Below are 14,152 nucleotides of genomic sequence, written 5' to 3'. Positions count from 1 at the left end.
CCAACCAATTGCTGCCGTGACCAAGCGCCCGCGCATCTTCCGCCTGCTCAATACCCGCGTCTACCTCGCGCTCGGGCTGGCTTCGCTGACCGTCACGCTGCTGCTGGTTGCCGCCTACCTCGGTTTCGTGCCGGACCGCGAAGCGCTGGCCAGGCAGCACCGGTCGGAGCTGGCGCAGGCGGTCGCGATCACGTCGTCGGCGCTGCTCGACGAAGCCGAACCGGAAGCGCTGAAGGGCCTGCTGTCGGTCATCATGTCGCGCAGCAAGGATCTGCGCTCGATCGGTGTACGGGCCGCCGACGGACAACTGCTGATCGATGTCAATGGCCATGCCGCGAGCTGGCAGCCGGGCGCAAGAAGCCATTCGACCGCGGCCGAGGTGGTTGTTCCGATCTGGCAGGGCGGGCAGCCCTGGGGCGAAATCGAATTTGGTTTCACGCCGCTGCGCGCGGCCGGCTGGCACGGTGAACTGCAAGATCCGCTGCTGCTGCTGAGCGCCTTCATGTTCGGCAGCGGACTGCTGGTTTTCCTGTTTTATCTGAAGCGCATGTTGCGCCACCTCGATCCGTCGCGAACGATCCCGAGCCGCGTGCGCCATGCGCTCGATTCATTGACCGAAGGCCTGCTGGTGCTCGATGCCGATGGCGTGATCATGCTCGCCAACCAGTCGCTCGCCGACGTGCTTGGTGCCGAGCCGGATGCCTTGATCGGCCAGTCGGCCGGCCACCTCGCATGGACGCTGGCCGACGGCAGCCGGCCGGATCGCGACGCGCTGCCGTGGGCCATCGCGCTGCGCGACGGGCAGATCCAGCGCAACGTGCAACTGGTCGTGGTCGGGATTTCGGGCCAGCCGTCGACCTTCCGCACCAATTGCACGCCGATCCTCGGCGCTGGCGGGCGGCAGCAGGGTGTGCTGGTCAGCCTGCAGGACGTCACCGAACTCGAGCAGCGAGGCGTCGCGTTGCAGGCGGCAAAAATCGAGGCCGACAATGCGAACCAGGCGAAGAGCCAGTTTCTGGCCAACATGAGCCACGAGATCCGCACGCCGATGAATGCGATCCTCGGCTTCACCGACGTGTTGCGGCGCGGCGCGCTGCGCGATCCGCGCAGCGCGAGCCGGCACCTGGACATCATCCATTCGAGCGGCCGCCACCTGCTGACGCTGATCAACGACATCCTCGACCTGTCGAAGGTCGAGGCCGGCCGCCTCGAGGCCGAGCGGGTGCCGTTTGCGCCGCACCGCGTGGCCAGCGAAGTGGTCGAGACGATGAACGTGCGCGCGGTCGAGAAGGGCCTGACGCTCGAACTGCAGTTCCCCGACGCGTTGCCAGCCACCATCGTCGGCGACCCGGCGCGGCTGCGGCAGATCCTGACCAACCTGATCGGCAATGCGATCAAGTTCACCGAGCGTGGTGGTGTCGGCGTCAGTCTGCGCCTCGATCGCGATGTGCCTTGCGGCGACAACCCGCGTTATTGCATCGACGTCAGCGATTCGGGCATCGGCATCCCGCCGGACAAGCTCGAGGCGGTTTTCGACCCGTTCGTGCAGGCCGAGTCGAGCACGACGCGGCGTTTTGGCGGCACCGGCCTCGGTCTGACGATCAGCCGCGGTTTCGCGCGGGCGATGGGCGGCGACATCACCGCGAGCAGCATCTTCGGACATGGCACGACCTTCCACGTGCGCCTCGATGCCGGACCGATCGAAGCGGTTCCGATGCTGTCGCGCCACGAGTTGTCGATTCACACGTCCCTGGGAAGCGGCAGCGCGGTCAGAACCGCGTGGAAATTTCCGCCGGCGCGGGTGCTGGTCGTCGACGACGGCGCCGAAAACCGGCAGCTGTTGCGCGTCGTGCTCGAGGAAGCCGGCCTGCAGATCGAGGAGGCCGAAAACGGCCAGATCGCCGTCGATCGTGTTGCCGCCGAATCCTTCGACTTCATCTTCATGGACCTGCAGATGCCGGTGCTCGATGGCCTCGGCGCGACGCGCCGCTTGCGCGCCGATGGTTGTGGCTTGCCGATCGTTGCACTGACGGCGAATGCGATGAAGGGATTCGAAGCCGAACTCGAACAGGCCGGCTTCAGCGGCTATCTGACGAAGCCGATCGATATCGATGCGCTGCTGGCCGACCTGGCGGCTCGGCTCGGCGGCGAGCGGTTCGAACTCGAGCCAGCGGACGACGAGACCGGCGCCTTTGCCGGCGCCGATGCGGCGGGCGCCGAGGACAGCTCGCCGATACGCTCGCGCCTTGCCGACAACCCGAGGCTGAGAACGATCGCCGAACGATTCGCCCGCAAGTTGGCCGATCAGATCGCCCAGATCAATCAGGCATTCGCTGGCAATGACATGGCAGCCGTCGCGCGCCTTGCCCATGCGATCAAGGGCGGCGGTGGCAGTGTCGGCTACGACATGCTGTACGAGCCGGCAAAGTTGTTGGAAGAGGCCGTGCGCACCGACGACATCGCGGCGGCCCGCGACGCAGCAGCGAAGCTGGCCGCATTCGAACGGCGGATTGCCGCCGGACTGCCGGCCGCTGTCGACGCTGAGGCGCCGGCCGTCTGACGCTGCCGAGGGTATTCCCGCATGGGCGGGCGGGCGATTGCCGAGTACTGTATACAGAATTCGGTGATGCCTCGCGATGCCTGCTGCCCTGTTGAAACTGCAAACCGCGCCCGATCTGGTCGACCAGGTCTATCGGGCGCTGCTCGATGCGATCAGCGATGGCACGCTGGCGCCCGGCGAGCGCATCACGCAGGAAGACCTGGCCGAGCGCTTCTCGATTTCGCGCCAGCCGGTGCTGCAGGCGCTGCGGATGCTGAAGAAGGATGGCCTGGTACTCGATGCGCCGGGGCGCGGCCTGCTGGTCGCGCCACTCGATGCCGAGTCGATCAGCCATGTCTACGAGGTGCGCGGCGCGCTCGACATGCTGGCGGTGCGGCTCGCGGTGCAACGCCGGCAGACGCTCGATCCGAAACTGATCGATCGCGGCCGCCGCGCCGCTGCCGGGCGCAGCATCAAGGCGATGATCGACGCCGACATCGCCTTTCACGATGCCATCTATGCGGCCTCCGGCAACCCGCTGATTGCGCACAGTGCGTCGCTGCACTGGGTGCATCTGAAACGCGTGATGGGCGCGGTGCTGCAGGCATCGCCGTTGCGCAATTCAATCTGGGACGAACACCAGGCGATCAGCGACGCGATTGCGGCCGGTGACGCCGCGACGGCCGTTGCGCTGATCGAAGACCATGGCCGACGGGCCAGCGAGGGCCTGCTTGGCCAACTGCCCGCCATCCTCGCATCCATTCCGAAGGTGATCGCATGAAGCTCAGCACCGCACAACACCGCCAGTTCGACCGCGACGGCTACCTCTTTTTCCCGGGCCTGTTCAGCGCCGACGAGACCCGCACGCTGACCGAAGCAGTGCCCGAGTTGTACAGCCGCCGCGAGGCCTACAACGTGCGCGAGAAGGGCAGCGATGCGGTGCGCACCAATTTCGCCGCTCACATGTACAGCGAGCCGTTTGCAAAGCTCGCGCGCCATCCGCGGATGGTGGAGCCGGTCGCCGACCTGCTCGGCGAGGAGCTGTACATGCACCAGTTCAAGATCAACGGCAAGATGGCCTTCGAGGGCGACGTCTGGCAGTGGCACCAGGACTATGGCACCTGGCGCAACGACGACCAGATGCCGACTGAACGGGCGATGAACGTCGCGATCTTTCTCGACGACGTCAACGAATACAACGGCCCGCTGATGTTCATTCCGGGCAGCCACAAGCGCGGCGTGATCGATGCAAAACACGACCTGACGACGACCAGTTATCCACTGTGGACCGTCGACAACGAGTTGATCCGCCAACTGGTCGACCGAGCCGGTGGAAAAAACGGCGGCATCGTCGCGCCGAAGGGGCCGGCCGGATCGATGATCCTGTTCCACAGCTGCCTGGTCCATGCATCGGGCTCGAACCTGTCGCCGTTCAACCGGGTCGCGGTTTATCTGAGCCTCTGCGCGGTCAGCAACCACATCCGCCGCCACAAGCGGCCCGAATACATCGCGCACCGCGATTTCACCCCGATCCCCTGCCTGCCCGACGACTGCCTGCTGCGCGACTATCCGGTCGAGCTGCCGTGGAAGGACGGTCTGCCGGCAAGCGCCCTTCAAACCACCAGCGACGACCAAAGGATTGCCGCATGAGCCTCTACAACAAGCTTCGTCAACGCGCCGCCGAAAAGCGGCCGATCCGCATCGGCCTGATCGGTGCCGGCAAATTCGGTTCGATGTACCTGGCGCAGATTCCGCGCACGCCCGGCGTGCAGCTGGTCGGCATCGCCGACCTGTCGCCCGCCGCGGCCCGCGCGAATCTCGAACGCGTCGGCTGGAGCGCCGAGCGCAGCAGCGCGGCCAGCCTCGACGAGGCGGTGCGCAACGGCCATACCCACGTCGGCGAAGACTGGCAGGCGCTGGTTGCGCATCCGGCGATCGACGTGATCGTCGAATGCACCGGCCATCCGATCGCTGCGGTTGAACACTGCTTGCGTGCCTTTGCGAACGGCAAGCACGTCGTCAACGTGACCGTCGAGGCCGACGCTTTCTGCGGCCCGTTGCTGGCGCGCCGCGCCGCCGATGCCGGCGTCGTCTATTCGATGGCCTTCGGAGACCAGCCGGCGCTGATCTGCGACCTCGTCGACTGGGCGCGCACCTGCGGCTTCCCGGTCGTTGCAGCCGGCCGCGGCCACAAGTGGCTGCCGCATTTCTGCGATTCGACACCCGAGACGGTCTGGGGCAATTACGGACTGACGCCGGAGCAGGCCGAGCGCGGCGGGCTGAATCCGAAGATGTTCAACAGCTTCCTCGACGGCTCGAAGCCGTCGATCGAATGCACCGCGGTGGCCAATGCAACCGGCCTGCTGGTGCCGAGCAACGGACTGCTGTATCCGCCGGCGTCGATCGACGAGATCCCGACGGTGATGCGGCCGGTCGCCGAAGGCGGCGTGCTCGAGCGCAAGGGCATGGTCGAGGTCGTGTCGTCGCTGCGCACCGACGGCACGCCGATCGACTACGACATCCGGATGGGGGTTTTCGTCACCGTCGAGGCCGAGACCGACTACATCAAGAACTGCTTCGAGGAATACAACGCGAAGACCGATGCGAGCGGGCGCTATTTCACGCTTTACAAGCGCTGGCACCTGATCGGACTCGAGGTCGGCATGTCGGTTGCGAGCGTCGCGTTGCGCGGCGAGGCGACCGGCGTGGCACAGGGCTGGAATGCCGACGTCGTCGCGACCGCGAAGCGAGATCTGAAACCCGGCGACAAACTCGACGGCGAGGGCGGTTATACGGTCTGGGGCAAGCTGCTGCCGGCCGAGATCTCGTCGTCGATGGGCGGCGTGCCGCTCGGCCTGGCCCATGACGTCAAGGTGATTCGGCCGGTCCGCAAGGGGCAGAGCCTGAGCTGGGCCGATGTCGAGATCGACCAGACGACCGATGCCTACCGGGTGCGGCGCGAGATGGAAGATCTGTTCACCGCGCCGCAGCTGAAATCGGCCTGAGCGGAGTCGCAGCCTGCCTCGCCGAGCGGCGAGGTCCGGCTGGCGCTCGCGATGTCTTCGTCGCGCCAGGGCAGGGCGCAGATCCGCCTGCCTGCGCGACCGGGGTGAGCAGATCGCCCCGGCCTTCTTGGCCAGCCCGCTGATCGATCCCCGCCCCACCCTCAGGAGACCCTGGGCATGACCCCCGCATTGCCAGCCGATGCCGAGCAGTTCGACTATGTCGTCGTCGGCGGCGGCACCGCCGGTGCGCTGATCGCGAGCCGCCTCAGCGAAGATGGCGTCAGCACCGTCTGCCTGCTCGAATCGGGCCCGTCCGACTGGCATCCGTATATCCACATCCCGGCCGGTTACATCAAGAATGTCTTCGGCAGCCGCTTCACCTGGGGTTTCGAATCGGAGCCATCGGTCGGCACCGCCGGGCGACGCTTTTCGCTGCCACAGGGACGGGTGCTCGGCGGCTCGGGTTCGATCAACGGTTTGAACCACGTGCGCGGCCAGGCGGCCGATTACGACGACTGGGCCGCACTCGGCAATCCCGGTTGGTCGTACCAGGACGTATTGCCCTATTTCAAGAAAAGCGAGCGGCGCATCGGCCCCGGCGACGACCAGTACCGCGGCCGCACCGGCGAACTGCCGATCACCGACCTCGACTGGCAACACCCGCTGCTCGATGCCTTTACCCGCGGCCTCGTCGAGCTGGGCCTGCCGCGCAACGCCGATTACAACGGCGCCAGCCGCGACGGTGTCGGCGTCTACCAGCGCGCGATCCTGAACGGCCGTCGCCACAGCTCGGCGGTCGCCTTCCTGCGACCGGCACGGCGTCGCGGCAACCTCGAGGTGCGCACCGATGCGCACGCAGCCGCGATCGTCTTCGACGGGCGGCGCGCGGTCGGTGTCCGCTACATGCGCGGCGGCGCCAATGGCGCGCTGCAGACGGTCCGCGCGCGCCGCGAAGTCATCGTCTGCGCTGGCGCGGTCAATACGCCGAAGCTGCTGCAACTGTCCGGCGTCGGCCCGCTGCCGTTGCTGCAGGGCCTCGGCATTCCAGTCGTCCATGAACTGCCCGGCGTCGGTGAGAACCTGCGCGACCACTATGCAATCCGCATGGTCGCCCGCGCCCGCAATACGAAGACCATCAACAACCTTGTCACCGGACTCCCGCTGCTGTGGCAGATCGCGCGCTGGCTGGCCGGACGGCCGAGCCTGCTCGCCGTCAGCCCGTCGCTGATCGGCGCATTCTGGCGCTCGGCACCGGAGGTGCAGCGCTCAGACTTGCAGTTCACGTTCACGCCGGCCAGTTTTCGTGCCGGCGTCGTCGGCCTGCTCGACAAGTTTCCGGGCATGACGGTCGGCGTCTGGCAATGCCGGCCGGAAAGCCTCGGCCATGTGCGTGCAGTGTCGCCCGATCCGTTGGCGCGGCCGCAGATCCAGCCGAACTACCTTGCGCACGAAACCGATCAGCGCGTGCTGCTGGCCGGCATCCGGCTCGCGCGAAGCTTTCTCGGCAGCCAGGCGCTGGCGCCGTATTTCGACAGCGAGATCGCGCCCGGCGCCAACATGGTCAGCGATGACGAGTTGCTGCAGTTTGCACGCGAAAACGGCACCACCGTCTACCACCTGATCGGCACTGCGCGGATGGGGCCGGCAAGCGATCCGCATGCGGTGGTCGATCAACAGCTGAAGCCCTACGGGCTCGACGGGCTGCGCATTGCCGACGCATCGATCATGCCGACGATGCCGTCGGCGAATACCAATGCGACGACGCTGATGATCGCCGAGAAGGCCGCGGCAATGATCGTTGCAGACCGGCGCTGAAACGCGCCGCCCGCACTGCCCAGCAGCCTCAGCCTGATTTGCCGGTCGCGGTAGCGCCGCGGCCGGCCGGCCTGATCCACAGCTGGCTGGCGATTGTCAGCGAGATCAATGCGACGCCGATCAGGTCGGTCATGATGCCTGGCTTGATCAGCACCAGCGCGGCGACGATCAGCATCACCCGTTCCCAGCTGCGCGCCGGCCCGAAGAAGAAATATTCATGCAGCCCGGCAGCCAGGCAGACCACGCCGACGGTGGCGGTGACGACCGAGGTCATCACCCACAGCGGGTCGCCGATCAGCAACAGCGACGGCGCGAAGACGAACATGAACGGAATGATGTAGCCGGTCAGCCCGAGCTTGACCGCGGCCCAGCTGGTATCCATCAAGGTGCCTCGTGATATGCCGTTGGCCGCATACACCGCCATCGCGACCGGCGGCGTGATCGCCGACAGCACCGCGAAATACAGCACGAACAGGTGGGCCGCCTCGACTTGCACGCCGAGCTTGACCAGCGCCGGCACCAGCAGCGCGACCTGCACGATGTAGGCCGGCGTCGTCGGCAGGCCCATGCCGAGCAGGATGCCGGCAAGCATCGTCAGGAACAGCGCGAGGATCAGCGAGTTCTGCGACAGCGCGAGCACAACGCCGGTGAAGGTCAGTCCGAGGCCGGTCAACGTGATCGTGCCGATCACGATGCCGGCACTGGCGCAGGCGAGGGCAACGACCAGCGTATTGCGCGCGCCGGCCTCGAGCGCTTCGACGATCGCCTTCGGCGTGAAGGTGCCGCGCGTGCTCTTGCGCAGCCAGGTCGTCGGCACCACCGAGGCGATGCCGAGCAGCGCCGACAGCGCAGCGCTCTTGCCGGCGAGCAGCACCGCGATGATCACCACCAGCGGCAGGAACAGGTGGCCGCGGTCGAGCAGCACCTCCTTCAGGCGTGGCAGGTCGGCCTTCGGCAAACCGACCAGGCCGATGCGTTTCGCTTCGAAGTGAACCGCCATGAAGACCGCGACGTAATACAGCACCGCCGGCAGGATTGCGAACGCGGCAACCGTCAGGTAGGACACGCCGAGAAATTCGGCCATCACGAAGGCCGCTGCACCCATGATCGGCGGCATCAGCTGGCCACCGGTCGACGCGACCGCTTCGACCGCGCCGGAGAAGCCCGGCCGATAGCCGGTGCGCATCATCAGCGGGATCGTGAAAGTGCCGGTCGTCATCACATTGGCGACGGCGCTGCCGGAAACGGTGCCAAACAGGCTGCTGGTGATCACCGCAACCTTGGCAGGCCCGCCCGATGTGTGGCCGGCCAGCGCCAGCGCGAAGTCCATGAACAGCTGGCCGGCGCCGCTGCGTTCGACGAAGGCGCCGAACAGGATGAACAGCATCACATAGGTCGCCGAGACATACAGCGGGATGCCGAAGATGCCTTCGGTCGTCAGGTACAGCTGGTCGAGCATCGTCGAGACCGGCTGGTTGCCCATCGTCAGCCCATAAACGAGGAATACCAGCGCGGTGATCGGCAGTGCGAGGCCGGTCGCGCGCCGCGTGGCCTCCATCAGCATCAGGATCAGCACACCGCCGAAGATGTAGTCGGCAATCCGCGGATCGTCCACGTAGTACATCCGGTTCTGGATGTAGTCGAGACTTGCGCTCGGATAAAGCGCTCCGGCCAGCGCGACCAGCACCAGCACGATGTCGAACCAGCCGACCTTCGTGGCCCGGCCGCTGAGCCCCGGCATGATCAGGAACGACAGCGCCAATGCGAATGCCAGGTGCGACCCGCGCATCACATAGGCGTCGGGCGGGCCGACGAAGGCGATGTAGAGATGGAACACCGACATCGACACCGCAATCGCGGTGATCAGATGGCGGGCTGCTTTTTCCGGGAAGGACAGCATCGGATGCTCCGGCACATGGCCGCGTCAGCGGAGAGGGGAAACCACTGCAGCAAACGTGCAGCGGGCCCGGCGGAGCGGCAAGCGCGGCCGCCGGGCGGAAGCGGCGCCGTCAAAAACGGCGACCGTCCGGGCGATCAGATCGCGCCGACTTCCTTGTAGTACTTCATCGCACCCTTGTGCAGCGGCACGCCGATGTCCTCGGCCATCATCTTCGGCGTTGCCTTGCCCATGTCCTTGGTGATCGCCGCCAGATCGGCCTTGTTGTCGACCATGCCCTTCAACACCTTGTAGACAACCTGCTCGTCGAGGTCGCAACGCGCGATCACGTGGGTCGCGTAGCCGATCGTCTGCACGTCGGCGGTTTGCTTCGGATAGCTGCCGGCCGGGATCACCAGCTTCGTATAACCAGGGTTCAGCTTGCGCATCGCCTGGAACTTGTCGTCGGGGATCGGGACGAGCTTGATGTCGCGCGCCGACGCGAGATCCATGATCGCCGACGCCGGCACCGTGGTGCCGAGCGTGAAGGCCTGCGCATTGTTGTCCTTCATCAGCGACACCGCATCGGTATACGAGACATAGCTGACGCGGCCCATGTCCTGGTATTTCATCCCGTAGACCTCCAGCGACTGCTGGCTGATGAATTCGGCGGTGTTGCCTTTCGGCTGCACCGCGATCGACTTGCCTTTCAGGTCACCGATGCTGTTGATGCCGGAATCCGCATTGGCGACCACCTGGTAATACTGCGGGTACAGCGTCGCGACGTTGCAGACATTCTTCGCCGGCGTGTCGAACGGCGCACGGCCGGCAATGCCGTCGACGGTCGAGATTGAGTTGGCGAATCCCATGTCGGCCTTGCCGCCTTCGATCGCCTTCACGTTTGCGATGCCGGCGCCTGGCAGCACCTGCACCTTCAGGCCGGCCTTGTCGCCGATGTTGGCGATCGCGCCGCCCAGCGGATACCACGAGCCGCCTTGCGGGCCGGTCATCAGCCTGACCTGTTGCGCCTGCACGGCACCGGCGGCGCACAAAGCGGCGCCAATCAGCAGGGTCTTGCGAAACGGAAACTTGGTCATGTGTCGACTCCTTGTGAGTGGTGGGTCCGGATGGACATGGCAAAACCCGTCGGACGCGGGTTGTTCGAAAGACCCGGCAACGGCAGCCGGGACATCGCTTGACGGTACAGCAATCGATGCGGATCGGTCACGGGCGCAATGCGTCAGTAGATGACCGGTTCGCCGACCGGTGCGCCAAAACGGGTTTCGAGAAAATCGAAATCGCAGCCTTCGTCGGCCTGCCGGATATGGCGCGAAAACAGCCAGCCGTAGCCGCGCTCGAAACGCGGTGGCGGCGCAACCCAGGCGGCCTGCCGGCGCGCCATCTCGGCGTCGTCGATCTCGACCCGGATGCTGCGCTGCGCGACATCGACCGAAATGATGTCGCCCGTTCGCAGCAGCGCCAGCGGCCCGCCGACATGCGACTCCGGCGCAACGTGCAGCACGCAGGCGCCATAACTCGTTCCGCTCATCCGCGCATCCGACAGCCGCAACATGTCCCGCACCCCCTGTCGCACCAGTTTGGTCGGGATCGGCAACATCCCCCATTCGGGCATACCCGGTCCGCCTTGCGGACCGGCATTGCGCAGCACCAGCACATGGTCGGCGGTGACATCGAGGTCGGGGTCGTCGATTGCCGCCTTCATCGACGGGTAGTCGTCGAACACCAGCGCCGGGCCGCTGTGCCGCAGGTATTGCGGCGCGCAGGCGCTCGGCTTGATCACGCAGCCCTGCGGCGCGAGGTTGCCGCGCAGCACCGCGAGCGCGCCTTCGGCGTAGATCGGCGCATCGAGCGGGCGGATCACATCGTCGTCGAAGACCGCTGCATCGGCGAGCGCGTCGCCGAGCGTGCCGCCGTTGACCGTCTTCGCATCGAGTTGCAGATGGCCGGTCAAGCGGCTCATCAGGCCGGGCAGGCCGCCGGCGTAGAAAAAATCCTCCATCAGGTAGCGGTCGCCGCTCGGCCGGATATTCGCAATCACCGGCACATTGCGGCTCGCCTCGTCGAAATCGTCGAGGCCGATGTCGAAACCGGCGCGCCGCGCCATCGCGATCAGGTGGATCACCGCATTGGTCGAGCAGCCCATCGCCATCGAGACGACGATCGCATTCTCGAACGAGGCACGGCTCAGCACCTTCTGCGGTGTCAGGTCCTCCCACACCATCTCGACGATGCGCCGGCCGCATTCGGCCGACATCCGTGGATGGCCAGCATCCGGCGCCGGTATCGACGAGGCGCCGGTCAGCGTCATGCCGATCGCCTCTGCAATCGCGGTCATCGTGCTCGCGGTGCCCATCGTCATGCAGTGACCATGGCTGCGCGCGATGCCGGCCTCGACGCCCTGCCATTCGGCAGCACTCAGCTTGCCGGCGCGCCGCTCGTCCCAGTATTTCCAGGCGTCGGAACCGGAGCCGAGGATCTGGCCGCGGTAATTGCCGCGCAGCATCGGGCCGGCCGGCAAATAAATGCACGGATAACCGGCGCTGATCGCGCCCATCAGCAGGGCGGGTGTCGTCTTGTCGCAGCCGCCCATCAGCACCGCGCCGTCGACCGGGTGCGAGCGCAGCAGTTCCTCGGTCTCCATCGCCAGCATGTTGCGGTAGAGCATCGTCGACGGCTTGACGAATTGCTCGGCCAGGCTGATCGCCGGCAGTTCGATCGGAAAACCCCCGGCCTGCAGCACGCCGCGCTTGACATCCTCGACGCGCTGCTTGAAATGGCTGTGGCAGGGGTTGATATCGGACCAGGTGTTCAGGATCGCGATCACCGGACGGCCGGCCCAGTCCTGCGGCGCGTAACCCATCTGCATGATCCGCGAGCGGTGGCCGAACGAGCGCAGGTCGTCCGGCGCGAACCAGCGTGCGCTGCGCAGGTCGTCGGGGCTGCGGCGCGTCATCGCTGCAGCTCCGGACAGGTCAGCGGTGTGGTTGTTGCAGCGGCCGCTGGCGCGGTCGGCGGATGCGCTGTGCAGGAACTCATTCCCCCATTGAACAGCTAATACATTAGTGTGTCACTAGGGTCACTACCATGGACTGCCTCGGTGGCAGGCCGTTCAATAGGCAGCACGAGATGCTTTCAGCCTACCGATGGCCATGATGTCCAGCCCCGTCCAAGCGAGCCCGCCGCTGCGCCTGGATCGTTCCCGCCACGCGGCACCGCAGGTATTCGAGCGGCTTCGCCAGATGATCCTGTCGCTCGAACTGGCACCTGGCACGGTGTTGTCGCGCGCCGAGCTGGCGGCTCGTTTCGGCGTCAGCCAGACGCCAGTGCGCGACGCGCTGATGCGGCTCGGGGAAGAGGGGCTGATCGACATCTTTCCGCAGCATGCGACGCTGGTCAGCCAGATCAGCCTGGCGTCGGTGAAGCAGGCGCACTTTCTGCGCCTGGCGATCGAGCTCGAAGTGGTCAGCAACCTCGCCGACGATGCTGACCCCGCTCTGCTCGAAGCACTTCGCGCGACCGTCGCCGCACAACGCGCGGCGCTGCAGGCGCGCGACATCCCGCGTTTTTCAGTGCTGGATCACGGATTCCATCTGCAGATGTACGAGGCCGCCGGCGTGCGTCAGCTGTGGGACATGGTGCGCCGCATCAGCGGTGATCTCGATCGGCTGCGACGTCTGCATCTGCCGGCCGAGGGCAAGGCGCAGGCGATTGTTCGCGACCACACCGAACTCGTCGACGCGATCGCCAAAGGTGATGCGGCGCAGGCCCAAAGGGTGCTGCGCCGCCATTTGTCGGGGACCTTGAGCCAGGTCGAACAGATCCGGCGCAAGCATCCCGAGTTCGTCGTTGCCGACTAGGGCCTGTTCACAGGCCCCGATCCGCTGCGTCAGACCACGTTCAGCGTCACGTCGATGTTGCCGCGGGTCGCATTCGAGTACGGGCAGACTTGGTGGGCGGCTGCGACCAGCTCTTCGGCCTGCTTGCGCTCGAGGCCCGGGATCGAGACGTCCATCGCCACCTGGATGCCGAAGCCGGCCGGGATCGGGCCGATGCCGACCGAGGCCTTGATCGACGTGTCAGCCGGCAGGCTGACCTTCTTGCCGGCGGCAACGTGTTTCAGCGCACCGATGAAGCAGGCCGAATAACCGGCGGCAAACAGCTGCTCGGGATTGGTGCCGTGGGCACCGTCGCCGCCGAGCTCCTTCGGCGTCGTCAGCTTGACTTCGAGCGCGCCGTCGGACGACTTGCTGCTTCCGGCACGGCCGCCGGTCGACGTGGCATGGGCGGTGTAAATGACTTTCTCGAGGGCCATCGTGTATCTCCTGTTCAGAGGGTGGGTGGGGAAACGGATTCGGTGTCGGGACTGTCGGCGGCCGCACGCAGGCGGTTGCGCAGTTCCTGCAGCGAGTGGGTGAGGGTGGTCAATTCGGCGGCGGCACAGCCGGTTGCGGCAAAAACCTTAGGCGGCAGCGGGCTGGCCTGATCGCGCAGCGCACGGCCGGCCGGCGTCAGCCGCACCTGGACGCGGCGCTCGTCGTCGGCCGCGCGGCTGCGCTCGACCCAGCCGGCCGTCTGCAGCCGCTTCAGCAGTGGCGTCAGCGTGCCGGAATCGAGGAACAGTTTTTCGCCGAGCGCGCCGACCGACTGGTCGTCTTCCTCCCACAACACCAGCAGCACCAGGTATTGCGGGTAGGTCAGGCCGAGCGGTTCGAGCAGCGGCTTGTAGAGCCGGGTCATCGCGAGCGAACTCGAATACAACGCAAAACAGAGCTGGCGGTCGAGCGCAAGGTGGTTGCGCTGTTCGCTGGCGTGCTGGCGTGACGTCGATGACATGGCGCCAGTTTATCAATTGCGGGCAATTCGATTGCGCGCAATATAAAAAACCATGCCCGAGCT

At 66.1% G+C, this 14,152-nt stretch carries 11 protein-coding genes; 6 read left to right on the top strand and 5 right to left on the bottom strand.

Annotated features, from left to right (window positions below):
- Positions 1–16 precede the first annotated feature (16 nt).
- The 5 genes from ACNH6H_RS01520 to ACNH6H_RS01500 all read left to right on the top strand — a co-directional run bounded on the left by ACNH6H_RS01520 (position 17) and on the right by ACNH6H_RS01500 (position 7,359).
- A complete protein-coding gene (locus ACNH6H_RS01520; RefSeq protein WP_418315024.1) occupies positions 17–2,560 on the top strand; it encodes an ATP-binding protein in 2,544 nt (847 codons plus the stop codon).
- 76 nt (positions 2,561–2,636) lie between these two features.
- The gene (locus ACNH6H_RS01515) at positions 2,637–3,320 is read left to right on the top strand and encodes a GntR family transcriptional regulator (protein ID WP_418315022.1); all 684 of its coding nucleotides are present in this window, start codon (positions 2,637–2,639) and stop codon (positions 3,318–3,320) included.
- On the top strand, positions 3,317–4,189 hold the full coding sequence (locus ACNH6H_RS01510) for a phytanoyl-CoA dioxygenase family protein (protein ID WP_418315020.1): 873 nt from the start codon (positions 3,317–3,319) through the stop codon (positions 4,187–4,189). Before ACNH6H_RS01515 ends, ACNH6H_RS01510 begins: the two co-directional genes overlap by 4 nt.
- Positions 4,186–5,544 carry an NAD(P)H-dependent oxidoreductase gene (locus ACNH6H_RS01505; RefSeq protein ID WP_418315018.1) on the top strand — a complete coding sequence of 453 codons (1,359 nt, stop codon included), beginning with the start codon at positions 4,186–4,188 and terminating at the stop codon, positions 5,542–5,544. The genes ACNH6H_RS01510 and ACNH6H_RS01505 overlap by 4 nt, the downstream gene beginning before the upstream one ends.
- A 177-nt stretch (positions 5,545–5,721) precedes the next feature.
- Entirely contained in the window at positions 5,722–7,359 is a 1,638-nt protein-coding gene (locus tag ACNH6H_RS01500) for a GMC family oxidoreductase (RefSeq protein ID WP_418315016.1), read from the top strand.
- A gap of 28 nt (positions 7,360–7,387) precedes the next feature.
- On the opposite strand, the gene ACNH6H_RS01495 is transcribed toward ACNH6H_RS01500, so the two are convergent.
- From ACNH6H_RS01495 to araD, 3 genes are all read right to left on the bottom strand, one after another.
- Positions 7,388–9,259 (bottom strand): TRAP transporter permease, encoded by a 1,872-nt coding sequence (locus ACNH6H_RS01495; RefSeq protein ID WP_418315015.1) that lies wholly within the window; start codon positions 9,257–9,259, stop codon positions 7,388–7,390.
- Between the two features lie 134 nt (positions 9,260–9,393).
- Complete coding sequence (locus tag ACNH6H_RS01490) at positions 9,394–10,332, bottom strand: TAXI family TRAP transporter solute-binding subunit (protein WP_418315013.1); 939 nt, start codon at positions 10,330–10,332, stop codon at positions 9,394–9,396.
- 143 nt (positions 10,333–10,475) lie between these two features.
- Positions 10,476–12,209, bottom strand: coding sequence for an L-arabinonate dehydratase (gene araD / locus ACNH6H_RS01485; RefSeq protein WP_418315012.1), 1,734 nt, complete (start codon positions 12,207–12,209; stop codon positions 10,476–10,478).
- Between the two features lie 199 nt (positions 12,210–12,408).
- On the opposite strand from araD, the gene ACNH6H_RS01480 reads away from it, so the two are divergent.
- A complete protein-coding gene (locus ACNH6H_RS01480) occupies positions 12,409–13,113 on the top strand; it encodes a GntR family transcriptional regulator (RefSeq protein WP_418315010.1) in 705 nt (234 codons plus the stop codon).
- 29 nt (positions 13,114–13,142) lie between these two features.
- Here ACNH6H_RS01480 and ACNH6H_RS01475 read toward each other — a convergent pair whose 3' ends face one another.
- Both ACNH6H_RS01475 and ACNH6H_RS01470 read right to left on the bottom strand, forming a co-directional pair.
- Positions 13,143–13,568, bottom strand: a complete 426-nt coding sequence (locus tag ACNH6H_RS01475; RefSeq protein ID WP_418315009.1) for an organic hydroperoxide resistance protein — start codon at positions 13,566–13,568, stop codon at positions 13,143–13,145.
- A gap of 14 nt (positions 13,569–13,582) precedes the next feature.
- Positions 13,583–14,089, bottom strand: a complete 507-nt coding sequence (locus tag ACNH6H_RS01470) for a MarR family winged helix-turn-helix transcriptional regulator (protein WP_418315007.1) — start codon at positions 14,087–14,089, stop codon at positions 13,583–13,585.
- Positions 14,090–14,152: the final 63 nt, after the last annotated feature.

The organism is Pseudideonella sakaiensis, from assembly GCF_048320135.1.
GTDB lineage: Bacteria > Pseudomonadota > Gammaproteobacteria > Burkholderiales > Burkholderiaceae_C > Ideonella_A > Ideonella_A sakaiensis_A.
The sequence above is the reverse complement of the archived record's forward strand: the minus strand, read 5'-3'. Positions and strand labels throughout refer to the sequence as shown.